Raw genomic sequence first — 24528 nt, forward strand, 5'->3', positions numbered from 1 at the left:
ACCTACGCATTTTGCATGAGAACAGAGCCACGCACGGCGGCTTTGGCCGAGCGTTCCGGCCGATGACGCCCGCCGTCATCGACCGGCCCGCCGTCGACGCCGCGACCTTCGCCGGCGAGATCGCGAACGGCTACGTCCCCGTCGTGCTGCGCGGGCAGGTCCGCGACTGGGCGGCGGTGCGCGCCGGCCGCGGTGGCGACCGCGCGATGGCGACCTATCTCGCCCGGTTCGGCGGCGGTCAGCCGCTCGACGTGATGATCGGCCCGCCGGAGATCGGCGGCCGCTTCTTCTACAACGACGATCTCAGCGGCTTCAACTTTCACAAACAGAAGGTCGCGCTCGGCCAGTTGCTTGGCCAGCTCGTCCGCTACAGCGAGGCGGCGGCGGCCGATGCGCATGCGCTCTACGCCAATGCCGCGACCGCGCCCGAGCATCTGCCGGGATGGGATGAGGACAATTGGCTCGACCTGCCGACGGGCGACGCTCCGGCGCGCCTGTGGATCGGCAATGCGACCCGCGTCGCGACGCATTACGACGAATCGAGCAACGTCGCCTGCGTCGTCCACGGCCGCCGCCGGTTCACGCTCTTCCCGCCCGACCAGATCGCCAACCTCTATGTCGGGCCGCTCGACCAGACGATGGCCGGCCCGCCGTCGAGCATGGTCGATCCCGAACGGCCCGATCTCGCCCGCTATCCGCGCTTCGCCGAGGCGCTCCGCCACGCGCAGGTCGCCGAGCTCGAACCCGGCGACGCGATCTTCATGCCGGCGCTCTGGTGGCATCATGTCGCCGCGCTCGATCCGCTCAACGTGCTGGTCAATTACTGGTGGGCGGATGCGGCGGCGCCCTCGCCGTTCGGCGCGCTGGTCCACGGCCTGCTGGCGGTGCGCGACCTGCCGCCGGCGCAGCGCGCCGCGTGGCGCGGCTGGTTCGATCATTACATCTTCGCCGACGACGCGCAGGACGCCGTCGCCCATCTGCCCGAGCAGGCGCGCGGCATCCTCTCCCCCGCGAGTCCGGCGCGGACCGAACGGCTGCGCGGCTTCCTCATCCGGTTGCTCGGCGGCGGGCGTTAGCTCCGCGCGAGACTGTCGCGCAGCGTCGCGCGGATCCGCGCCGCGGCGGCGGGATGGATCGTGCCGAGCACGCCCTTCGCCGCCTCCGGCAGATGCGCGGCGGGATCGCCCTCGCCGCGGAAGACGAGATGCTCGAACATCGCGCGAAAGGCGTCGCGCTGGTCCGCCGGCAGGGGCGCAATCGTCAGCAGCGCGTGGAGCAGCGCATCATAGGGATTGCCGAGATCGGCGCGCGCCGGATTCCACCAGTAATTGACGAAGGCGTTGACCGGATCGAGCGATTCGACGGCATGCCACCAGTGGAACGGGATGTAGATCGCATCGCCCGGCATCAGCGTCGCCGTCTGTGCGACCTTGGCGGCCTCGGCGAAACGCGGGAAGCGCGCCAGATCGGGCGCGTCCGGATCGACGAGGCTGACCGGCGTGCCCGCGGGTGTCAGCTCGAGCGGCCCCATATAGAGGTTGCCGACCTGATCGGGCGGGAACAGCGTGAACCGCCGCCGCCCCATCACGACGACGCCGACATTCTCCATCAGATCGTAATGCGTCGCGACGCGGATCGCATTGCCCAGCCAGATGCGCGGCACCACCTCCGCCGCGACCAGATCGGTGGTATTGGCCTGGGTGAAGCCCGGCAGCAGTTGCGGCAGCGGCACCGACTGGATCGCCATCGCAAACGGCTCGGCGCGGTCGCGATCGCGCAGCAGGCGTTCGAGGAACGGGTCGAGCGGCGTCTGGCCGCGCATGAAGTTCATCGCGCCGAGGTCGGGCGTGTAGAAGAAGCGCCCGCCGATCGACGGTTCGCCGAGGATCGCCGCGACCGGCTCCGCATGGCTGAACTGGCGCAGATAGCCGATGCCCTCCTCCGCCGAGCGTTGCGCCGCCCGCACCGCGGGCCAGTCCCGCGCGATTCCGCGCAGCACGACGGGGCGCCCGGCCGGCCGGATCTCCGTATCGAAGGTACGCCGGTCGATGCCGGTGATTTCGGGAAGGGGGTGCGCGGTCATGCGGCGGCTCCGGTCAGTGTGCAGCCATAATGCGCGAGGATATCGTCCTGCCGCGCCAGCAGGTGCGCCGTCTCCGCGACGACGGTGCGAATATGGCCGAGCCGCGACAGCGTCTCCGCGTCCGATAGCAGGTCGGCGGCGGGATGATAGCCGCCCGCCCTCACCCCCTGCCCGACCATCACCGACAGCCAGCTCGTCTCGGTGAACAATTCCTCATGCTCGCGGAAGATACGGCCGTTGGCGGCGAAGATCGCCAGCTTGTCGGCAAGACCGGGCGGCGGCGGCAGCGTGCGGCAATAGTCCCAGAAGGCGGTGTCGTCGCGCTCGGTCGCCTTATAGTGGAGGACCAGGAAGTCGCGGATGTCGCGATAGTCCTCGACATGCGCGGCATTGAACCGGTCGATCTCGCGCTGGTCGAACGCCCGCGTCGGCCAATAGGTCAGCAGCCGGGCGATCGCCGACTGGACGAGGTGGATGCTGGTCGATTCGAGCGGTTCGAGGAAGCCGCCGGCGAGCCCGAGCGCGACGACATTGCCGACCCAGGCGCGGCGGCGATGCCCGGCGGTGAAGCGCAGGAAGCGCGGCTCCGCCAGCGGTGCGCCGTCGAGATTGGCGAGCAGCGTTGCCGCCGCCTCGTCATCGGACAGATGCTCGCTCGCATAGACATAGCCGTTGCCGATGCGATGCTGGAGCGGGATGCGCCACTGCCACCCCGCGCTGCGCGCGGTCGAGCGGGTGAGCGGCTGCCGGTCGCCGCCATTGGCGCACGGCACCGCGACGGCGCGGTCGCACGGCAGCCAGTCGCGCCAGTCCTCGAACCCCGCCTGCATCTCGCCCTCGATCAACAGCCCGCGAAACCCCGAGCAGTCGATGAACAGGTCGCCCTCGACGCGCGCGCCGGACGCGAGCGTCACCGCGGCGACATGGCCGCTTTCGCCGTCACGGTCGACGCCGACGATCCGCCCCTCGGTCCGGCGCACGCCGTTCGCCTCCGCCAGCCGGCGGAGCAGCCGTGCATAGAGACCGGCGTCGAACTGGAAGGCATAGCCTAGCTTCGACAGCGGCGATCCCGGCTGATCGGGTCGCGGGTGGCCGAACCGCCCCTGCAGGCCGGCAACGATCGCCAGCGAATAGGCGTCGAGCGGCGTCGTGTCGCCGAGCTCACGCCCCTTGAGCCAGAAATGGTGGAACTCGATCCCCTTCATGTCGAGCCCGTAGCTGCCGAAGGGATGGACGTAGCGATGGCCGGGACGGACCCAGTCGACGAACTCGATGCCGAGCTTGTAGGTCGCCCGCGTCTCGCGCATGAACATCGCCTCGTCGAGGCCGAGCATCGTGTTGAACAGCACGATCTGCGGGATCGTCGCCTCGCCGACGCCGACGGTGCCGATCTCCTCCGATTCGACCAGCTCGATGCTCAGCCCCGGCATGTCGCCGAGGATGCGGGAGATCCCCGCTGCCGCCATCCAGCCGGCGGTCCCGCCGCCGACGATCACGACGCGGCGGATCGCGTCCTGCCTCACAGCGGATCGGCCGAGAAATCGAAGGGCGATTCGGAGGCGAAGGAGAAGGTCGGCGTCTCCGGCGAGGTGGGCGGCGGCGGCGGCGGCGCGGCCGGCCGGCCGGCGACATGGCGCAGGAAGTCGCCATGGCTCGGCAACCGCGCGGCGACGTCGAGATAGCCGCGACGCATCTCTTCCAGCGCGCCGGCCACCTTCTCCTCGTCGAGCGCATCGACCGCGGGTTCGTGATCGTCCGGCACGATATGCTGGCCGAGGCAGACGCTGACCCAGCTGGTCGTCGCGAACAGCTCGCGGTTTTCGCGGAAAACGCGGCCCTTGGCGCGGAACAGCTCGATCTTGCGGGCGAGGCTGTCGGGCACGCTCATCGTCCGGCAGCGATCCCAGAACGGCGTGTCGCTGCGCCGCGTCGCCTTATAGTGGAGGATGACGAAGTCGCGGACGTCGGCATAGAGCTCGTCCATCTGCGCATTATATTCGTCGCGCTCGACCGGGTTGAAGCGGCGGTCCGGGAACAGCGCGATCAGCCGCGCGATGCCGGACTGGACGAGGTGGATCGAGGTCGATTCGAGCGGTTCGATGAAGCCGCTCGCCAGCCCGAGCGCGACGACGTTGCGATGCCAGCTCCGCTTGCGCCGTCCCGTGGTGAAGGACAGGTGACGCGGCGCGGCGAGCGCCTCGCCCTCCAGGTTGGCGAGCAGCTCGCGCTCGGCCTGCTCGGACTGCTGGAAGTCGCTGCAATAGACGAGGCCGTTGCCCATCCGCTGCTGCAACGGAATGCGCCATTGCCAGCCGGAACCGCGTGCGGTCGCGCGGGTGAAGGGATCGGGATCGCCGGCATAGGCGCTCGGCACCGCGACCGCGCGGTCGCACGGCAGCCAGTGGCGCCAATCCTCGTATCCGGTCTCCAGCGTCTCCTCGATCAGCACGCCACGGAAGCCGGAACAGTCAATGAACAGGTCGCCGACGACGACCTGCCCGTCCTCCAGCTTGAGCGCGGTGACGTGACCGTCCTCGGGCCGCTGCGCCACCGCCGTCACCTTGCCCTCGATCCGCTGCACGCCATTCTGCTCGGCGAAGCGGCGCAGGAAGGCGGCATAGCGGGCCGCATCGAAATGATAGGCGTAGAACAGGTCCTTCACCGCCGACTGCGCCTGTGCCGCCGGGGGTGCGAACTTGCCGGCCTGCGCCGCGACCGCGCTCATCGACCAGGCGGAGATGTCGGGCATCACCCGCCGCTGCCGCTCGCGCAGGTAGAGCTGGTGGAAATGCACGCCGGCAAGGTCGTGACCATGGGCGCCGAACGGGTGGAAATAGCGTTCGCCAAGGCCGCCCCAGTCGACGAACTCGATCCCCAATTTGTAGGTGCCGCCGGTCTGGCGGATGAACTCATGCTCGTCGATGCCGAGCATGGTGTTGAAGGTCCGCAGCGGCGGGATCGTCGCCTCGCCGACGCCGACGGTGCCGATCTCCTCCGATTCGATCAGCGTCACCCGCGTGACGCCATTGTTGAGGAAGCGCGACAGCGCCGCCGCCGCCATCCAGCCTGCCGTTCCCCCGCCGAGGATCACCACGCTGCGGATCGTATGTTCGTTCATCTGCTCAGCCGTTTCCGCTGTGAGTGATAATAGTCGTCGAGCGTCGGACAGCGCATCACCGCCTCTGCGACGGCGCCGCGATAGGACGCCATCGCACGGTCGCTGTCTGCCGCATCGGTTCCGTCGATCAACGGGTCGATCCGCCGCGGCAGCGCACCCTGCCCGATCAGCACCGCAAGCCAGTCGTCGCGCGAGAAGGTCTCCTCCTCGAAGAACGGCAGCCGCCCGCGCGCGCCGAACAGCGCCAGCGTCTCGGCGAGGCTTGGCGGCAAGGCGACCGGCTCGCGCCAGAAGGGCTCGGGCCGCCGCGCCGTGGCATAATGAGCGAGCACGAAGTCGCGCACCCGCATCACCTCGGCCGAGGCCTGGCGATTATAGTCGGCGATTTCCAGCGGATGACAGGCGCGCCCCGGCAGCATCGAGATGATCCGGTCGATCGCACTCTGCGCCAGGTGGAGATGGGTGAAGTCGAGCGGTTCGATCACCGTCGCCGCATCGCCGATCGCGACGCAATTGCGGGCCCATGGCGCAGGCCGCGTCCCCTGCCGGAAAGACGCCGCCGGGGTCACCATGGTCGCGCCCGCCGCGGTCAGCGCCTGCTGCGCCTCCGCCTCGGAAAGGAACTCCGCCGCATAGCACAGCCCATGCAGCGTCCGCCCCACCGCTGCCGATCGCCAGCGCCAGCCGGCGGGCAGCGCCGACACCGTATCGAGGGCGGTCAGCGGTGCGGCTGCGCCCTCTCCGGTGACGAGACGGTCGCAGCGCAGCCATGGCTGCCAATCCTCCCATTGCGCGTCGATCGCGGTCCGCACGAATGCGCGCGGACCGGAGGCATCGACGAAGACATCGGCCGTCACTTCGCCGCCATCGGCCAGCGCCAGCGCAGCGACGAAGCCGTCGTCGCCGCGCAACCGCACCGATGCGACCGTGCCGTCGCGCACCACGACGCCGAGATGCCGTCCGAACGCCTCGAGCATCCCCCGATAGCGCGGCACGTCGAGCACCAGCGCCGCCTGCACCTCCGCCATCGGCCCGGCCGGCGGGACCGGCATCCGCCCGGCGCGCGCCAGTGCCGCCGCGGGCGCGTGCGCCTCGAACGGCGCCGCGGTCCCCGCCCGCGCCGCCCGCAGCCAGTGATGGTGGAACGACGCGGTGCCGAACGGCTGACCGCACGGGCCATAGGCATGGACATAGGGCGGCTGCCCCTCCGCCCAGCCGTCGAACAGCGTGCCGAGCCGCCAGACGCCGCCCGCGCGCAGCACTGCATCCTCCTCGCGCAATCCGAGATCGTCGTGGAAGCCGATCGTCGAGGGCAAGGTCTGCGCGATCCGGTCGGCAAGCGCGTCGGGCGAGGGCGGCGTCGCGACGATCGTCACCGCGACGTCCGGCACGCGCCGGCGCAACGCCACCGCCGCCGACCAGCCGACGATGCCGCCGCCGACCACGACGATCCGCTCGATCGGTGCGTCGATCGCGGTCATGCCGCCGGCATCGGGCAATAGTCGGCGAGGAACGCGGCGTGATCGGGCATGGCGCCGACCGCGCCGGTGATCTCGCCGCGCATCCGCTCGAGCCCGGCGAGCAGGCTGTCGGTCGACGGTGCCGAGGCGCGCGGGTCCGCCGCCGCGGGCACGATGCGCTGGCCCAGATAGACCGACACCCAGCTCGCATCGAGGAACGCGCCCTCGCGATATTTGACGACGCGCCCCCGCCGGCGGAACAGCGCCATCTTCTCGGCAAGGCTGTCGGGCACGGCCATGGTCCGCATGTGACGCCAGAACGGCGAATCGTCGCGCTCGGTGGCGTGATAATGCAGGATCAGGAAGTCGCGGACCCGATCATATTCCATGTTGATCAGGCGGTTGAACGCGTCGCGGTCGACATCGGCGATGGTGCGCTCGGGGAACAGCTCGACCAGCGCGGTGATTGCCTGCTGGACCAGATACAGGCTGGTCGATTCGAGCGGTTCGAGGAAGCCCGAGGCGAGCCCGATCGCGACCACATTCCCCACCCAGCTGCGCGTGCGCCGCCCCGCCTTGAAGCGCAGCACGCGCGGATCGGTGAGCGGCGTCCCCTCGACCGAGGCGAGCAGGGCATCCGTCGCGGCGCTTTCCGACAGGAAGTCGCTCGCGAAGACATAACCGTTGCCGGTGCGATGCTGAAGCGGAATGCGCCAGCGCCAGCCCGCCGGCATCGCGATCGCGCTGGTATAGGGCGTCACCGCCGTCTCGGTCCGGCACGGCATCGCGACGGCGCGGTCGGCGGGCAGCCATTGCGACCAATCCTCGAACCGCTCCGCCATCTCCCGGCCGATCAGGATCGCGGCAAAGCCCGAACAGTCGACGAACAGATCGCCCTCGACACGCCGGCCGTCCGACAGGATCAGCGCGGTCACGCTGCCGCTCGCCGGGTCACGCTCCGCGGCGACGATCCGCCCTTCGGTCCGGCGCGCGCCGAGCCGTTCGGCGAGGCGGCGCAGATAGGGCGCGAAGGCGACCGCGTCGAACTGATAGGCATAGCCGAAGGTCGAGGCGATCTGCTGGGGATCGCGCGCCGGCGGGCCGAACCGATTCGCCCGCGCCAGCGAACAGGCCATCGAATAGGCCTCGATCGGCGGCAGCGTCACGCCGGCGCGCAGCAGGCGCGTGTAATAATGGTGGAACTGCACCTCGCCGCTGCCGCGGCCGAAGGTGCCGAACGGGTGGATATAGCTGTCCCCCACCCGCCCCCAGTCGCGGAATTCGATACCGAGTTTGAAGGTCGCCCGCGTCGCCGCCATGAACTCCGCCTCGACGATCCCGAGACGCTCGTTGAAGGCGCGGATATGCGGCAGCGTCGCCTCGCCGACCCCGATGATCCCGATCGCCTCCGATTCGACCAGCTCGACGGTGCACCGGGTGGGCAGCAGCTTGGCCAGCGCCGTGGCCGCCATCCAACCAGACGCCCCCCCGCCGACGACCACCACCCGCTGCCGCTTGCCGTCCATCCGCCCCTTCCATGACCGGCGCCTGTCCCGCGCCGTGATGAGCCGTGTCATACCGTAGTTTCGGCGTCCGCAAACCGTCATTTAGATCAATGTTTTAGAATCGTGGTAGCGCAAACAAAATTGCTTGCGTCGAGGCCGCCGGGCTCGTACCCAATGCAGCAAGATGCCGCGCGGCGTGCCGCGACGAGACATCGATAGGGACTGTAAGTTGGGGATGCTAGACGATGGCCGACGATAGGCAGCTTGCGCGCGTGGTTCAGACGCGGTTTCGCAGCAAAGCAATTCTTACCAGTGTATCCGTCACCGCGATGTGCGTGTTCGCCCTGAGCGCCCCGGCCTATGCGCAGACGGGTGCGGCGAGCGGCCAGAATACCGCGGGCAGCGCGACCTCGCCCAATACGCCGGGCACCGATCCGGCCGCGCCGCAGACCGGCGATGCCGCCGCCACCGACGATGCCGGCGCCAATGACATCGTCGTCACCGGCATCCGGCAGAGCCTTGCCAACGCCCAGACGATCAAGCGCAATTCGGATACGGTCGTCGACGCGATCACCGCGCAGGACATCGGCGCTTTGCCCGACCGGTCGGTGACCGAAGCGTTGCAGCGCGTCCCAGGCGTCTCGATCAACCGCTTCGCCGGCAACAACGATCCAGACCATTTCTCGGTCGAGGGCTCGGGCGTCAACGTCCGCGGCCTCAACTTCGTCCGCTCCGAGTTCAACGGCCGCGACACCTTCTCCGCCGGCATCGGCGGCCAGGCGATCAACTTCGCCGACGTGCCGTCCGAATTGCTCGGCTCGGTCGAGGTCTACAAGAACGCGACCGCCGATCTGATCGAGGGCGGCCTTGCCGGCACGGTCAATCTCAACACCCGTAAGCCGTTCGACAACAAGGGCTTCCACATCGGCGGCGGGATCGAGGCCAATTACGGCGATTTCGCCAAGAAGTGGGCGCCGACCGGATCGCTGCTCATCTCCAACACCTGGGACACGCCGCTCGGCCGGTTCGGCATCCTCGCCAACGGCTCCTATTCGCGCCTGCGCAGCCGCGCCGATGGCATCCAGGTCACCAATTATCAGACGCGCGACGGCGTCCAGGCGGCGACTGGTACCGGTACCAACACCACCGTGACCTGCCGCAACCAGCTGCCGGGCACCACTGATGCCTTCACCCTCATCCCCGGCACCGTCAACAACGCCGCGGGCGAAGCGGTACCCAATCCGGCCAACGTCTGCGGCGCGGCCGGCACGGCGGGAGCGGACGGCTTCGCCGATCCCATGGGCCTCGCCTATGCGCCGATCGGCGGCCAGTTCCGCAGCCAGGATTACGATCGCCGCCGCGATGGTCAGGCGCTCGCCGTCCAGTGGGAGAGCAACGACGAGCGCACCACCTTCACCGCGCAGTTCCTCCGTACCCATTCCACGAATGCGTGGGGCGAGCATACGTTCGAGACCGCGCCAGACCTGTCGGAATACAATACCTATCCGGCCGGCTGTCAGCAGAACGGCAACGGTCCGCTCAACGGCGCCGGCAACGCCACGACACGCGCGGAATGCGCGCTCAACGGCTCGGGTCAGTTTCAGTTCGGCGCCAATCAGCGCGGCAACGGCTACAATCCGGATGCCGGCGCCTATCCGAACTTCGTCTATGACAACAACGGCCTGTTCCAGAGCGGTTTCGTCACCCTGCCCGGCTCCGGCTGGCGGACTGCGTCGAGCGGCACGGCGACAACCACCGTCCCGACCGGCGGTGCGCAGCAGTCGCTGTCGCGGCGTCAGGTCTATGACGAAAACCTCGTCAAGGATGCCGGCTTCAACCTGAAGTTCAATCCGGACGACCATTGGTCGATGAACCTCGACGTCGACTATACGTATGCCAAGCACGACGTCACCGATCTCAGCGTGTTCGGCTCGACCTTCGCGGACTCGGAGCTTGATCTGACCGGCAATATCCCGGTCGTCATCCCGCACAAGCCGCTGACGCTCGCCGCCAATTGGGCGACGCCCAATCCGGCGCTCGCCGCAGCCTCCGACAGCCAGTATTTCTCCAGCCGGGATTTCCAGTTCTGGCGTGCCGCGATGGATCACATCGAGCATAGCGAAGGCTCGGAATATCAGATCAAGGGCGACTTCGCCTACAAGTTCGACGACGGCAAGTTCCTCAACCGGATCAAGTTCGGCGCCCGTTACGCCGAGCGGACGCAGGACGTGCGCTACACGGCGTACAATTGGGGTGCGATCAGCGAGGTCTGGTCCGGCGCGCCGGTGACGTTCAACCAGGGCGACACCAGCCGCTCGTCGCTCTACAGCTTCGACAACTTCTTCCGCGGCAAGACCAACGCACCGCCGAGCGCCTATTATTACAATGGCGATCTGATCAACGGCTACAATTCGGCGGTCAGCTTCTTCCAGACGCAGAACGACATCTGGCGCAACACCAACGGCGCGACGGCGACCAATCGCTTCCTCGCGGCGGGCCAGCGCGCCGGCGCGATCCCCGGCACCGCGTTCCTGCCCTCCGAAGTCTCGCGCGTGACGCAGGAAGACAGCGCCGCTTATGCGATGCTGCAATTCGGCAGCAACGATCCGATGTTCGGCAACATCCGCGTCTCGGGCAATGTCGGCGTGCGCTACGTGCACACCACGGTGTTGTCGCAGACGCAGACGGCGGTGCCGAACCGCACCGAATTGGGTGTCGTCGATCCCTATGCAACACGCTGCGTCGCGACGACGCGGACCTTGCCTGACGGGACGGTCGTGACCACCCAGCCCGGCGGCGTCTGCAGCCTAGGCGAGTCGGAATACAACCGCCTGCGCAACTTCGCGACGGACGGCTATGCCTCGCAACCGGCGTTCTTCACCAACAGCTACGGCTATTTCCTGCCGAGCGCCAACCTCAAGCTGGGCCTGTCGCGCGACGTGATCTTCCGCCTTGCGGGATCGAAGGTGCTGACGCGTCCCGACTTCGCCAACATCCGGCCCTATGTCACCTATGCGCTGGAGCCGGGTTCGGGCACCGTCACCATCAACGCCGGCAATCCCTATCTGAAGCCCGCCACCGCCTGGCAGTTCGACGCCACCGCGGAATGGTATTTCGCCCGCGTCGGCCAGTTGTCGGTCGACGCCTTCTACAAGACGGTCGACGGCTTCTTCTACCAGTCGCTGGTCAACCGTTCGATCACCAACAACGGCATCACGCAGAACATCCAGGCGCGTGGTCCGGCGAACTATGCCGGCAAGGGCAAGATCAAGGGGTTCGAGGTCGCTTATCAGCAGACCTTCGACTTCCTGCCCGGCTTCCTCAAGGGCCTCGGCTTCGCGGGCAACTATACCTATATCGACAGCTCGGGCCTGCCCAACTCGTTCCTCAACGGCGGTACGCCCTCGTCCGACTCGACGATCGCCAAGGGCAATCTGCCGCTCGAAGGCCTGTCGAAGCATAACTTCAACGCCACCGCCTTCTACGAAATGGGGCCGATCTCGCTGCGCGCCGCCTATAACTGGCGCTCGCGCTTCCTGTTGACCGCCGCCGACGTGATCTTCCCCTATACGTCGATCTTCAACGACGCGACCGGCCAGCTTGACGCCTCGGCGTTCGTCAACCTGACCAAATACGTCAAGCTCGGCGTGCAGGGCGTCAACCTGACCAACACGACGACGAAACTGCTTCAGGCGTATAAGGCGGGCTCCAACGATCTGGCCCCCCGCTCCTACTTCACCAACGATCGCCGGTTCTCGGTCATCCTGCGCGCGAATTACTAAGCCGTCGCGCCGATACGTTGAAAATGCGAAGGGCAGCGCCGCGGCGCTGCCCTTTTGTTTATGGAGCGTCGTCTACGTCGCGACGCCCCCGAGGCGGATCGGCCGGCTATGCGGCCGCCGCCTTCCGGTGTTCGACGAACGTCATCAGCTCCGCAAACGGGGTCGGCCGGCTGATATGATAGCCCTGCGCCATGTCGCAGCCGCTCGCCCGCAGGAAGTGCAGGCACTCCGCATCCTCGATCCCCTCCGCGACGACCTTGAGGCCGAGGCTGTGGGCGAGATCGATCGTCGAGCGCACCAGGATCGCATCATGGTGGTTGGTGTGCGCGAATTGCACGAAGCTCCGGTCGATCTTGAGCTCGTTGAGCGGCAGCAGCTGCAGATAGCTCAAGGTACATTGGCCGGTGCCGTAATCGTCCATCGATACCGCGACGCCGAGGTCGCGATAGCGCCGCAACGCCGCCACCGCCGCGTCGGGATCGTCCATCGCAGCGGATTCGGTCACCTCGAAGATCAGCGTCGCCGGCGGTACGGGCGATGCCGCGATGCGCCGCTCGATCGCATCATTAAACGAGCGGGAAGTCAGCAGGGTCGCCGAGATATTGATGCCAACGGCCAGGTCATGACCGCGCGCGCGCCACGCGGCCGCGTCGTGCAGGACGCGATCGAAGATATGGAGCGTCAGCTTCTCGATACGGCCGGATTTCTCGGCGAGCGGGATGAACTGGTCGGGGCCGATGAAGCCGCGCTCCGGGTCGCGCCAGCGCACCAGCGCCTCGACGCTGGTGACGGCATCGACGGTGAGCGACAGCTTCGGCTGATAGAAGACCTCGATATGGCCCGCCGTCATCGCGTCGTCGAGGTCGCTCATCAGCGACAGCGCGCGTTCCAGATCGTCGTGCCGGGCGGCGCTGCGCGTCCAGAACAGGCTGGCCGCCTCTGCCTGTTCCGCGGCCAGTGCCGCCTCGGTCAGCAACCGGTCGGGGTCGCTGCCCTGGCTCGTCCCGACGCAGGTGCGGATATCGATCCTGCGACCGCCGACCTCGACCGGCTGCATCAGCAACGCCCGCAGGCCTGCCATCGCCTCGTCGAGCTGCTGATCGGGACCGATCACATAGGCGAGATGGTGGCCGCGGACCCGATAGACCTGCTGGTCGATGCTGACGATCTTGAGCCGCTCGGCCGTGCGGATCAGCGCGTTTTTCAGATCGTCGGGACCGACCACCGCCATGATCGCGTCGAGATTGCCGATTTGGACCACCGCGACATCGACCGGTGCGGCGAAGCGGCGATCGAGGAAGGCGGCGCGGTTGGGCAGAGCGGTCTCCCCGTCGGTGTGCCGCTGGATGCGGAAGCGGCGCACGATGTCGCGGATCAGGCAGCCGCCGGCGACCAGCAGGATCGTGCATACGGCGCCGGCCATCGGATAGATCACATGGAGCCGATATTGCGCGATCAGGATCGAACCGATCAGCACCGCCAGCGCCGCGGAGGTGGTCAGGACCAGACCGACGGTGCGCCGCCGCCACAGAATGACGACCCCGAGCAGCAGCGCGGCGAGCAGCGGCAGGCCCGCCGACCCGGTCATCGGCAGGCCGGCGATCAGCGTCTCGGCCGCGAGCGCCTGGATGACGACGCCCGGCAACACGCCCCAGCGCGGCACCGCATAGCGGTCGCCCATCTCGATCGCGGTCGTGCCGATCAACACGGTCTTGCCGCGCACGGCCGCCGGATCGAACCGGCCCCGCATGACCGCGGCGAAGCTCAGCCGCGGAATCGTGCCGGGATCAATCGACAGGTCGACGGGAAAGGTCTGATCCGCGCGCCCCGACCGGCCGGCGATGAAGGCGGAGAGCGTCGGGCGCGGCAGGCCCGCGGTCATCGTCGCCAGCGGCACCGACCGGACGAGGCCATCGGCGTCGGGCGCCATGCTGACCGACGCCAGCGCGACATGCGGCCGGAACGCCGGAATGGGCAGCGCGTCGAGGCTGCGGCTGTCGGCGACGCCGGCCTTTTGCGCGAAGGTCGGCAGGGCGACCTGCCCCTCGGCGCGGCGCAACGCGTCGGCCATCGCGCGATCGTCGGCCGGATCGGAGGGCGAGGAGAAATCGACGTCGAAGACGATCGTGGCGGCGCCCGCCTGCCGCAGCGCGTCGATCACCGTGGCATAATGGCGCCGGGGCCACGGCCAGCTCCGGATGACCGCGACGCTCGCGGCATCCATCTCGACGATCGCCACGCTCTGGCTCGCCGTGCCGCTGCGCAATGCCAGCCGCAGCGGGTCGATCGCACGATCGATCGGCCCGCCCAACCCCGGCAGGAGCAGCAACACACCACAGAGCCCGGCAAGGATCAGGATGGCGATGGACGATCGGCGCGGCGCTCGGACGGTCATCAGAAGCCCTTGGACAGGCGCAGCGAAACACGCGGGCTGCGATCGCCCGTGTCGAAGCGATCCGCGTTGAGCGGCAGCGCGATCTCGATCATGCCGTCCGCCGTACCGATCCCGAACCGGCCGCCGGCGCCGGTCGAGAACAGCTCGCCGCCGCCGAAGCCGTCGCGCAGATTGCTGACCTTGCCGCCGTCGACGAAGCCGTACAGCTGGAGCCGTTCGATCACCCCCGGAATGACGCGCCCGGCGTCGGCCCGGATCTCCATCGATGCCATGATGCCGTTGTCGCCGGTGCGCTCGGCATAATCATAGGCACGGGCGAAGGCGGGGCCGCCGATGCCGATCTCCGCGGTCGCCAGCAACGGCCGCGAGGCGAGCTGCCCTGCCGACGCGAGGACCAGCGTCAGCGGCTTGGCCAGCTTGGTCGTCCAGTCCACGGTATAGCCGACCAGCGCAAAACGCGCGTCGCCGTCGAACCGCGACGTCATCGCGTCCCCCTGATGCGTCACCCCCGCCAGCGGCAGACCGGCGGTCACGCCGACCTCGCCGCGCAGCGTACCGGGCCCCGCGGCGGTGAAGCCGATCAGCGATTCGGTCAGCGTCGCCAGCCGGTCGTGACGGATCGTCCGGCCGGCGAGCGTCTGATCGATCGACGCCGCGCGGAATTCGGTGGTCGACGACAGGCTGGTGGCGCGGCTGCGGGCGATCGGCCGGCTGTACGCTACCGCCACGTCGACACTATGGCCGATGACATCGAGCGGCTTGAGCGACGCCCCCGGATGCGAGCGGCCATAGGACGCCGCCACCGAGAGGACCGAGCCGACATCGTCGACCGGCGCGCTGTAACGGCCGCGGACGAAGGCGAATTCGGTCGGCTGCACCGGCGTCTGCGCTGCGAGGAAGGCAAATTCGTCGCCCGATTGCAGCAGGCTGCGGGCGCTGGCGAGGATCGTCGAGCGGATCGGTCCGACTTCGGCGCTGCCGCGGTTGTCGAGCTGCGCATAGGCGCTGAAGCGATCGACGCTGATCGTGACGAGCAGGATGCCGAAGCCATTCTGCCGGACGTAGCGGCTGTTGACGACGCGCACGCCCGGCACGTCGCCGACGAGCAGGATCGCCTTTTCGAGCTGGTCGCGCCGCACGGGCTTATCCGTCACCAGCAAGCGATTGAGGATCGCGTCGGCCTGCGGACTCGCCGCGCCGATGACGCGCACCGCATCGATCTTGCCGAGATCGAGCGTCACCCGGACGACGCCATTCTCGACGCGCTGCGCACCGATCGAGGCGACGGCGAACGGATAGCCGTCCTGCCGCGCCACGTCGGCGATCCGTCCGGCCAGGCCGGCGAGCTCGGCCTCACCGAGCTCACGCCCGATGACGGAGAGATAGGCCGGTGCGTAGCGCGCGGCATCCGCGGGATCGATCCCGTCGATGACCACGGCGTTGATCATGCCGGTCACCGCGGGACCTGCTGCCTTGCCGGCCGCCGCGGTGTCGACCTGGACGGCGGGCTGCTGCGGCGGTGGTGCGACCGGGCGGGGCAGCGCCTGTTCGACGATCGTCGGATCCGCCTGATCGAGTCGCACCTGCGCGGAGACCGACGTTCCCAGTACGACCGCTCCGATAGAACCAATAAGACGTGAAATGCGCACCGCCGCCGACATCCTGCTTCCCCTGAACATGCCTGCGCCTATCCGGAGAAGTCTTTGGATTTAGTTAGCTTAAGCGAGCTCCTAAGCGGCCGTTTACCTTGGCACGCAACGTCCTCGAAAGCTGCGGGGACAGATAGCGTCAAATCGGGTGGAACAGGGGCCCCCCAGGTCTGGAGTTGGGAATGCGTAGCAAGCTGTTGGTGATGCTGGCCGTCACCTGTTCATCGGCGGCATTGGCCGGTCCGCGCGAATGGACGCTCAGCGAAGCTTCCGGGCCGGTGCAGGTGTCGCATGCCGGGCTCATCAAGGCGGGCGCCCGCGGCCTGGTGGTCGCCGCCGGGGATACGGTGACCACCGGCAAGGGGGGACGCGCCGTGCTCGTCCGCGGTACGGAATATATGATGGTCGCCCCCGCGTCGCAGCTGCGCCTCCCCGCCGCGCAGGAGGAAGCCGGCGGCTTCACCCGGGTGTTCGAGGATTTCGGCAACGTCGTCTTCATGATCAAGAAGAAGATGACGCCGCATTTCGAGGTCAAGACGCCCTATCTTGCCGCGGTCGTCAAAGGCACGACGTTCAGCGTCGGGGTCGGCGAGCAGGGCACGGCACTCCAGGTGCTCGAAGGCGCGGTCGATGTGTCGACGGTCGACGGGGGCGCGCATGATCTCGTGCTGCCGGGCGCGGTCGCGTTGATCTCCTCGAGCAACCGCTATCGCATGCAGGTCGAGAGCGGCGGCGTGACCAAGGTGATCACCTCCCCCGCCGCGCCGGCGGAAGCCGCGCCGACGGCGACCGCCGCCTCCGCCTCGACCGCCACGCCGGCCGAAGCGACCGCCGCGCCGACGGCCGATGCAACGACGACCGCTGCCACCACCACGACGACGGCTGCCGCGACCGCGGTCGTGGAGACGGCCGCGGCGCCGGTTCCGACGATCACCGCCGCCGTGTACGAACAACCCGTCTCGCTGTCGGGGACGACGGGCGGGCTGGTCGACGGCATGCTCGGCGGCGGCGCCGACATAGCGGAAGTCGCCAAGGCGACGCGGGTCGCCACCGAAGCCTCCACCGCGACCGTCAAGGTGGTCGAGGTCGCGGCCACCCTCAACGCCGCGCAGCGCAGCGGCGAGCAGGCGGCGGAAATGGCGCAACGTTCGGCCGCCGAGGCCGACGCCGCTGCCAAGGCGAAGGCGGATGCCGACCGTACCGCGCAGGCGGCCGCCGCCGCCGCCGCACAATCCGCGGCCGAAGCCGCCGCCGCCAAGGCCGATCAGGATCGCAGCGAGGCGGCCAAGGCGGCCGCGGCGGCGGCCGCGGATCAGGCGACCAAGGCCGCCGCCGCGGCGGCAGCAGACGCCGCCAAGGCAAGCGCCGAACAGGCCGCACGCGATGCCGCGCAGGCGCAGGCGCAGGCGGCCGCCGTCGCGGCGGCCAAGGCGGCGGACGACGCTGCGGCTGCCGCGAAGAACGATACCGCGCAGACCGCCGCGGCCGCCGCCGCCGCGGCCGCCGCCGCCCAGACGCAGCAGGAGGCTACGAACGCCGCCGCGCAGACGCAGGCGCTCAAGGCCAGTCAGGACGCCGCCGCCGCCGCCAAGGCTGCCGCCGATGCCGCCGCCCTCGCCGCGGCGCAGGCCGCCAGCGACAAGGCGGCGCGCGATGCGGCGGAGCAGGCGGCACTCGCCGCACAGGCTGCAACCGGCGATCAGCGCGCGGCGGCCGAACAGGCGGCGCACGACGCGGCGCAGGCCGCCGCCGACCAGGCCGCCCGCTCCGCGGCCGCCGCAGCGGCCAATCAGGCCGCGCAGGCCTCGGCGGCGCAGTCGGCGCGCGATGCGGCCGCTGCCGCTGCCGCCGCCGACAAGGCCGCCAAGGATGCCCAAAAGGCCGCCGACGATCGCGCCGCCAAGGATGCACAAAAGGCGGCGGCGGATCAGGCCGCCGCGGCGCTCAAACAGGCCGAGGATGCGGCGCGGGCGGCGGCGGACAAGGCCGCGCGCGACGCAGCCAAGGCCAATGCCGATGCCGCCGCCGCCGCCGCCGACAAGGCGGCGAAGGATGCGGCAAAGGCGGCGACGGACAAGGACGCCGACAAGGCGGCGAAGGACGCGCAGAAGGCCGCCGACGAGGCTGCCAAGGCCAAGGCGGATCAGGCGGCGAAAGATGCGGAGAAGGCGGCCAAGGCCGCGCAGCAGGACGCCGCCAAGGCGGCCGCCGATGCCGCCGCCAAGGCGGCGAAAGACGCCGCGGACGCGCAGAAGGCCGCCGACGATGCCGCCAAGAGCGCGCTCCAAGCCGTCCAGGACGCCGCCAAAAAGGCAGGCAAGGACGCCGAGGAAGCGGCAAAGTCCCTGCTCGACAAGCTGAAGGGACCCGGCAAGTCGTAAGCGGTTGCCGGGCATCGGTCGGCCATCACAGCGACCGGCGCCGGTTCTTCAGGACTCGCAAGCCGGCCGGCGCACGGCCGGCATCGGCGAGCGGCGCGCTTTGTCCCCATCAACGGATGTCACCCGCTTTGCATATCCGCCGATGCGACACCTCCGGCCGCGCCGTTGCGGGAAACGGCCATGGCGGGAAAGCTTCGTCATCTGCCGCGTTTGGCCCCCATGCTGTCAAGCCCGCTCGAAGCCCGTCTCGCCACGCATCTCGACCTCACCTTTTCTGAACGTGAGACGTTGCGCGCGCTGGAGCGGCGGGAGCGGTCGTTCAAGGCGGGGGAAGTCGTGGTGCGCGAGGGCGAGCGGCTCGACAGCCTGTACATCGTCGCGAGCGGCTGGCTGCATGGCTCGACCGAGATGAAGGGCGGCGATCGGCAAATCCTCCGCTTCTATTTCGTCGGCGATGTCACCACCACCTTCTCGATCGCCTGGGGCTATAGCGCCGCCACGCTACAGGCGGTGAGCCACACCACCCTGTTCCAGATGCCGAAGGAGGCGTTCGGCCATCTCTTCCGCAAGCATCCGCGGCTGGGGGCGCTGATGTTCGCCATTGCCTCCTCCGAACAGGTCGCGATGGCCGATCGCCTCACCTCGATCAGCAAGACTGACGGCTTCACCCGCATCGCGACGTTGCTGCTCGACATCCGGTCGCGGCTGCGCGTCGTCGACAATCTCGAAGGCTGTTCGTTCGAACTGCCGCTGACGCAGAAGGATCTCGGCGACGCGGTCGGTCTGACCAAGACCCACGTCAATCGCTCGCTCAAGGCGCTGGAGGCGACCGGGCTCGTCTCGCGTGTCGGTCGGGTGATCCGGATCAGCGATATCAACAAGCTCGCGGCGCTGGTCGACTTCAACGACCGGCATAGCCAGATCGACGTCGACTGGCTGCCGCCGGTCGGCGCAGAACCGGCGTAAGAAAATGATCTAAGTCACCGCGAAAGCGCCGCTCGGTGACGTAGGTCATCGCCAGCGCCGAATATCTTCCGGTTCGCGCGAAACGCGGGAACGGGGGCATCCGCCCCGACCTTTCCGCCCCACTGGCCCGATCGGGTGTTGGCGGGGACGATAAGTGGCGGAACGTTTGGGTGTGGCGATCGTCGGGGTCGGCGGCGCGGTGGCGACGACGGCGATCGCCGGGATCGAGATGATCAAGGCGGGGTCGAACAGCTTCGACGGCCTGCCGCTCGCGCATCGCGACATCGCCGGGATGATCGCCTATCGCGATCTCGAATTTGGCGGCTGGGACCTATCCGAGGAAACGCTCGGCACGCTGGCGCTGCGCCACGGTGTGATCGGTGAGAAAGAGCTCGCCGACGGCGCCTCCGCGCTCAACGACATGCGCGCATGGAAAGCGGCCGGCTCGACCGGCTATTGCGCGAATATCGACGGCGGCAACAAGCTGGCCAGCGGCCATCGGGCGGCGGTTCGCCAGATCCAGGACGATCTCAAGCGCTTCGCCGCGGACCGCCAGCTCGACCGGGTGGTCGTCGTCAACCTCGCCTCGACCGAGCGCGTGCCGGACTTCGCGGAGGCGGCGCTGCAATCGCTCGAGGGGTTCGAGCGCGGGCTCGATACCGACGATGCCGCGATCAGTCCGGCGATGCTCTACGCCTATGCGGCGATCGACGCGGGCACGCCCTACGCGAATTTCACGCCCTCGGTCGCGGCAGACGTCGCGCCGCTCGCCGCGCTGGCGGCGGAACGCAACGTGCCGATCGCCGGCAAGGACGGCAAGACCGGCCAGACCTTCATGAAGACGGTGATCGCCCCGGCGCTGCGCGACCGCGCGTTGCATGTCGACGGCTGGTTCTCGACCAACATCCTCGGCAATTCGGACGGTCTCGCGCTCGACGATCCCAAGTCGCTGCAATCGAAGCTCGGCACCAAGGGCAGCGTGCTCAACTCCATCCTCGGCTATCCGGTCGAGGATCATATCGTGATGATCCATTATTACCGGCCGCGCGGCGACGACAAGGAAGCGTGGGACAATATCGACCTGACCGGCTTCATCGGCCAGAAGATGCAGCTCAAGCTCAACTTCCTCTGCAAGGACTCGATCCTGGCGGCACCGCTCGCGATCGAGATCGCGCGCTGCCTCGACCTCGCGCAGCAGCGCGGCGAGGGCGGCGTGCAGGAACAGATGGGCCTGTTCTTCAAGCTGCCGCAGACGCAGGGCGCGGGTGATCCGGTGCACGGCGTGCCCGAACAGCAGCTGATCCTCGACACCTGGTTGAACGGCACGCGCGCGTGAGCCTGATGGCGGCGGACGCGGCGGGGGCGGATAGGCTCTCGCCGGCCGCCCTCCCCCTCTTCCGCGAACTCGGCGACCTGAAGCGGATTCATTCTGCCACGGCGCCGGGATCGATCGCCGAGCGCCTGTTCGTCTCCGGCTGGGCCGCACTGGTCCGCGGCGACGCCCCGGCACAGGTGATGGCGCAGGTCGTCGGCGCGGCGCTGGTATCGTCGCGGCTGGGCGACCTCGATCTGGCCGCGTTGCAAGCGCTCGGCGCGGGAGACGGCGCGGTCGACGTGCTGGCCCGCGCCTTCGACGCGATGACGGCGGATCTCGATCCGTCGCTGCGCGCGCGGCTGCGTCGGGCCTTAACGCAGGGCAGGCCGACGCCGGGCGCCACGCCGGCCTTCGTCGGCAAGCTGGCGCGCCAGCCGCGCGCCGGCGTGACCTGCCCCGGCGCACCGCGCATCGTTTTGCAGCCGGCCGAGAACCATGCCGAACACTGCCTGATGGTCGCGGTCTACGGCGTGCTGGCGAGCCCGTGGCACGGCGCCGATCCGGTGCGCGTCTTCCTCGCCGGCATGGCGCATCACCTGCACAATGCCGACATGCCGGACAGCGGTTACTCCGGCGAGATGCTGCTCGGTGATTTGCTGGAGGCGGTGATCGAGCGGGCGCGAGAGGCCAGCCTCGACGAACTCGCCGCGGCCAACCCGGCGCTGGCCGAGACGATACGCGAGGCGCTGGCGCCGATCGCCGGCGACCAGACCCCGGAGGCGCGCGCCTTCCACGTCGCGGACGTGCTCGATCGCGTCCTCGAGATCGAACAGCATTTGCGCGCCGCGCGCCTGTCGATGGGGATCGTGCTCGATGAGTACGGGCTCGTCCACTACGGCCCGGTCAAGGCGTTTCACGACCGCATCCTGGCGGACGCAGGTCTGGCGTGAGCTATCGTTCGCCCGTCACCGGCCGCCTGCTCGTTGCGGACAGCCCCCACTCGCTGACCGCGCCGGGCGAGCGCTGGCCGGTCGTCGACGGCATCGCCTATCTGCGCACCGACAGCGAGGGGCTGGTCGCGGTCGCGCTCGACCATCTCGATGCCGGCTGTCCGGACGATGCGCTCGTCGCGCTGCTGACCGATCAGGACGATTGGTGGACCGGCCCGGCGACCGAGCTCGGCGAGCTCAAGCAACTGGTCCGCCGACGCGACGAGATGACGCTGCGCGAGGCGATGGCCTTGCTGCGGCTGGGGCCGGTGGCGGATTATTTCGCCTATCGCTGGAGCGATCCGACCTATCTCGCCGGCCTCGCGCTGGTGGAAGCGCATTGGCAGGCCCCCGCCACCGCCTTCGAACTCGCCTGCGGTATCGGCCATTACCTCCGCGAATTGACCGCCCGCGGGGTCGCGTGCACCGGCGCCGACGTCGTGTTCGCCAAATGCTGGCTCGCCAAAAACTGGGTAGCGCCGGCGGCCGATTACGTCGTGTTCGATGCGGCGGCGCCGTGGCCGGTCGCCGATGCGCGCTTCGATCTCGTCACCTGTCACGACGCCTTCTACTTCCTGCCCGATCAGCCGCGCGTGGCGGACAGCCTGCGCGCCGCGGTCGCACCGGGCGGCGTGCTGGCGATCAGCCATCTCCACAATCTCGACTATGCCGGCGGCGCCAAGGGACCGGCGCGACGCGCGGACGCATGGCAAACGATTTTCGCCGACGCGATCGTCTACGATGAACGCACCCTGCTCGACGCGCTGATGCGACGGACCGCGCCGGGCCCGGTCGGGTGGGTGGCAGATACGGGCGTCGAGGCCTGGTCGCTGGTCGAGCGGCACGGCGACGCCCCCGCCCGCCCCGTCGACGGCGGCCTGGCGATGCCGCTCCCCGGCGCGACGCTGCGCCCCAACCCGTTACTGGGTCCGCATGGGGCGGTGTGGCCGTCCGATCGCTATCGCGACGAATATGGCGAGGGCTGCCTGTGGGCGCAGCCGGATGCGGCTGTACCGACCCCCGACGCCGCCCGGCTGCGCCGGCTCGTCGATCTGCCGGAGCGCTGGTGATGCGCTGGGGCATCGCCGGATACGGCTGGGTGGCACGCGACTATATGGCACCCGGCATCGCCGCGGCCGGCGGCCGGATCACCGCCATTGCCGACCCGTCGCCCGCCGCCCGCGCGCGAGCGGAGGCGCAGGGATTGGCGGTGTTCGACGACGTGGCGGAGATGCTCGCCGCGGGCGCCTGCGACCTCGTCTATGTCGCGACGCCGAACGACGCGCATCTCGATCCGGTGCGCGCCTGCGCCGCGGCGGGCGTGCCGGTGTTGTGCGAGAAGCCGATCGCCGCGACGCTCGATCAGGCGGAGGCGATGGCGGCGGCGGTGTCGGGCGACATGCTCTACGGCACCGCCTTCGATCAGCGTCACCATCCCGCGCATGACGCGCTCGCGCGCGTGATCGCCGAGGATGGGATCGGGCGGCCGGTCGCGGTGCGGATCGTCTACGCTTGCTGGGTCGATCCGGCCTGGACGCCCGACGGCGGGGCGCATGACAATTGGCGCGCCGATCCGGTGCGCGCGGGCGGCGGCGCGGTGATCGATCTGGCGCTGCACGGCCTCGATCTGTGCCAGCGCCTGCTCGACGAGCCGCTGGTGCGGCTGTCGATCGCGCTGCAACGGCGGATCCACGCCTATCCGGTCGACGACGGCGGCATGTTGACCGGGGTGACGGCGAGCGGCGTGCTCTTCCAGAGCCACGTCGCCTACAATTGCGCCGAGGTCCTCCCGCGCCGCCGGCTGGAGGTGCTTGGCGAGCGTGGTCTGCTCGTCGCCACCGACACGATGGGGCAGACCGCGGGCGGCACGCTGGTGCGGCGCTGCGCGACGACCGGCGACGAGACGCCGATCACCTTCGATGCCGCGACGTCGCCCTTCACGGCACAGGCCAAGGCGTTCATGCGGGCGGCATCGGGCGCGCCGCACGACTTCTCGATGACGCGCGACCTCGCGCTGATGCGGCTGTTCGACAGCGCCTATGGAGAGGCCCGATCATGGCTTTGAGCTGGTTCGCCTGCGCCAATTGCGGCTTCTGGCAGCATCATTTCGCCCCGCCCGACTGCCCGGTGTGCAGCGACGTGCGCAACGACCTGCCCGAGGACGGCTGGCACTTCCTGCCCGAGGCGGAGGTCGCCGCGACGCATGACGGCGGCGGCCGCGAGGTCGCGCCGGGGCTGTGGGCATTCACCACCCGTCCCGCGCTCGGCCTCGCCGGTACCGGCTGGCTGATCGTGCGGGACGGCGGCAACATCGCCTTCGAGGCGGCGCCTTATTATTCGGACGCGATGCTGGAGCAGATCGCCGCCCTGGGCGGCATCGCCTGTCTGTCGGCCAGCCATGCGCACGGCTATGGCGCCCTGTTCCAGCTGCAACGCCGGTTCGAGCCCGAGATCGTCGCGATCCAGCGCGACGACCTGCGCATGACCAAGGCGTTCCGCGTCACCGCGCCGTTCGACGACGCGCTCGAGCTCGCTCCGGGCTATAGCCTCCATCACGTCGGCGGCCATTACGAGGGGCAGGCCTGCCTCTACGATGCCCCCGGCCGGCGGCTGTTCTGCGGCGACATGTTCAAGATCGACCAGGATGGCGAGGGACGCAGTTACGCGATCTCCAGCCACAAGGCGTTCCACAAGGACATTCCGCTGACCCATGCCGAGCTGCGCCGGTACCGCGCGGTAATCGAACCGCTCGCCTTCGACGCGGTGCTGACGCCGTTCGAATTCGCCCCCGACATCGACCGGACGCTGGCGCTGCGCGCGCTCGACGACGGGCTGGCGCGGGCGCCCGGCGTAAAGAGGATGACGCTGTGACATCGACCCCGCGA

The 24528-nt window shown here is 69.1% G+C and carries 16 protein-coding genes; 9 read left to right on the plus strand and 7 right to left on the minus strand.

Annotated features, from left to right (window positions below; all coding sequences use genetic code 11):
• The first annotated feature begins 62 nt into the window (after positions 1 to 62).
• Entirely contained in the window at positions 63 to 1076 is a 1014-nt protein-coding gene (locus PBN85_RS10985) for a cupin-like domain-containing protein (RefSeq protein WP_271298989.1), read from the plus strand.
• On the opposite strand, the gene PBN85_RS10990 is transcribed toward PBN85_RS10985, so the two are convergent.
• Genes PBN85_RS10990 through PBN85_RS11010 form a run of 5 tightly spaced genes read right to left on the minus strand, consistent with a single transcriptional unit; the run spans position 1073 to position 8187 of the window.
• Positions 1073 to 2083: a cupin-like domain-containing protein gene (locus PBN85_RS10990; RefSeq protein ID WP_271298990.1), complete on the minus strand. Its 1011-nt coding sequence runs from the start codon at positions 2081 to 2083 to the stop codon at positions 1073 to 1075. The genes PBN85_RS10985 and PBN85_RS10990 overlap by 4 nt on opposite strands.
• The gene (locus PBN85_RS10995; protein WP_271298991.1) at positions 2080 to 3606 is read right to left on the minus strand and encodes a tryptophan halogenase family protein; all 1527 of its coding nucleotides are present in this window, start codon (positions 3604 to 3606) and stop codon (positions 2080 to 2082) included. The genes PBN85_RS10990 and PBN85_RS10995 overlap by 4 nt, the downstream gene beginning before the upstream one ends.
• On the minus strand, positions 3603 to 5201 hold the full coding sequence (locus PBN85_RS11000; RefSeq protein ID WP_271298992.1) for a tryptophan halogenase family protein: 1599 nt from the start codon (positions 5199 to 5201) through the stop codon (positions 3603 to 3605). Before PBN85_RS11000 ends, PBN85_RS10995 begins: the two co-directional genes overlap by 4 nt.
• Positions 5198 to 6682, minus strand: coding sequence for a tryptophan 7-halogenase (locus PBN85_RS11005; RefSeq protein WP_271298993.1), 1485 nt, complete (start codon positions 6680 to 6682; stop codon positions 5198 to 5200). The genes PBN85_RS11000 and PBN85_RS11005 overlap by 4 nt, the downstream gene beginning before the upstream one ends.
• A complete protein-coding gene (locus tag PBN85_RS11010; protein WP_271298994.1) occupies positions 6679 to 8187 on the minus strand; it encodes a tryptophan halogenase family protein in 1509 nt (502 codons plus the stop codon). Before PBN85_RS11010 ends, PBN85_RS11005 begins: the two co-directional genes overlap by 4 nt.
• A gap of 308 nt (positions 8188 to 8495) precedes the next feature.
• On the opposite strand from PBN85_RS11010, the gene PBN85_RS11015 reads away from it, so the two are divergent.
• Entirely contained in the window at positions 8496 to 11948 is a 3453-nt protein-coding gene (locus tag PBN85_RS11015) for a TonB-dependent receptor (RefSeq protein WP_271298995.1), read from the plus strand.
• Between the two features lie 106 nt (positions 11949 to 12054).
• Here the strand turns inward: PBN85_RS11015 and PBN85_RS11020 are convergent, their stop codons facing one another.
• Together PBN85_RS11020 and PBN85_RS11025 are read right to left on the minus strand one after the other, a co-directional pair.
• A complete protein-coding gene (locus tag PBN85_RS11020) occupies positions 12055 to 14343 on the minus strand; it encodes a putative bifunctional diguanylate cyclase/phosphodiesterase (protein ID WP_271298996.1) in 2289 nt (762 codons plus the stop codon).
• Positions 14343 to 15926, minus strand: a complete 1584-nt coding sequence (locus PBN85_RS11025; RefSeq protein WP_271298997.1) for a ShlB/FhaC/HecB family hemolysin secretion/activation protein — start codon at positions 15924 to 15926, stop codon at positions 14343 to 14345. The genes PBN85_RS11020 and PBN85_RS11025 overlap by 1 nt, the downstream gene beginning before the upstream one ends.
• Before the next feature lie 248 nt (positions 15927 to 16174).
• Between PBN85_RS11025 and PBN85_RS11030 the strand changes: the two genes are divergently transcribed.
• The 7 genes from PBN85_RS11030 (at position 16175) to PBN85_RS11060 (ending at position 24514) form a co-directional block, all read left to right on the plus strand.
• The gene (locus PBN85_RS11030; RefSeq protein ID WP_271298998.1) at positions 16175 to 18373 is read left to right on the plus strand and encodes a FecR family protein; all 2199 of its coding nucleotides are present in this window, start codon (positions 16175 to 16177) and stop codon (positions 18371 to 18373) included.
• A 219-nt stretch (positions 18374 to 18592) separates the two neighbouring features.
• Complete coding sequence (locus tag PBN85_RS11035; protein ID WP_037533707.1) at positions 18593 to 19339, plus strand: Crp/Fnr family transcriptional regulator; 747 nt, start codon at positions 18593 to 18595, stop codon at positions 19337 to 19339.
• A gap of 154 nt (positions 19340 to 19493) precedes the next feature.
• Positions 19494 to 20675, plus strand: a complete 1182-nt coding sequence (locus PBN85_RS11040; RefSeq protein WP_271298999.1) for an inositol-3-phosphate synthase — start codon at positions 19494 to 19496, stop codon at positions 20673 to 20675.
• Between the two features lie 5 nt (positions 20676 to 20680).
• Entirely contained in the window at positions 20681 to 21604 is a 924-nt protein-coding gene (locus PBN85_RS11045) for a hypothetical protein (protein WP_271300883.1), read from the plus strand.
• Complete coding sequence (locus tag PBN85_RS11050; protein ID WP_271299000.1) at positions 21601 to 22713, plus strand: class I SAM-dependent methyltransferase; 1113 nt, start codon at positions 21601 to 21603, stop codon at positions 22711 to 22713. The genes PBN85_RS11045 and PBN85_RS11050 overlap by 4 nt, the downstream gene beginning before the upstream one ends.
• A complete protein-coding gene (locus PBN85_RS11055) occupies positions 22713 to 23708 on the plus strand; it encodes a Gfo/Idh/MocA family protein (protein WP_271300884.1) in 996 nt (331 codons plus the stop codon). The genes PBN85_RS11050 and PBN85_RS11055 overlap by 1 nt, the downstream gene beginning before the upstream one ends.
• Positions 23699 to 24514, plus strand: a complete 816-nt coding sequence (locus tag PBN85_RS11060; protein ID WP_271299001.1) for a hypothetical protein — start codon at positions 23699 to 23701, stop codon at positions 24512 to 24514. Before PBN85_RS11055 ends, PBN85_RS11060 begins: the two co-directional genes overlap by 10 nt.
• The last annotated feature ends 14 nt before the right edge of the window (positions 24515 to 24528 follow it).

Origin of the sequence: Sphingomonas sp. CV7422 (genome assembly GCF_027945725.1) — a bacterium.
GTDB classification, from domain to species: domain Bacteria; phylum Pseudomonadota; class Alphaproteobacteria; order Sphingomonadales; family Sphingomonadaceae; genus Sphingomonas; species Sphingomonas kyungheensis.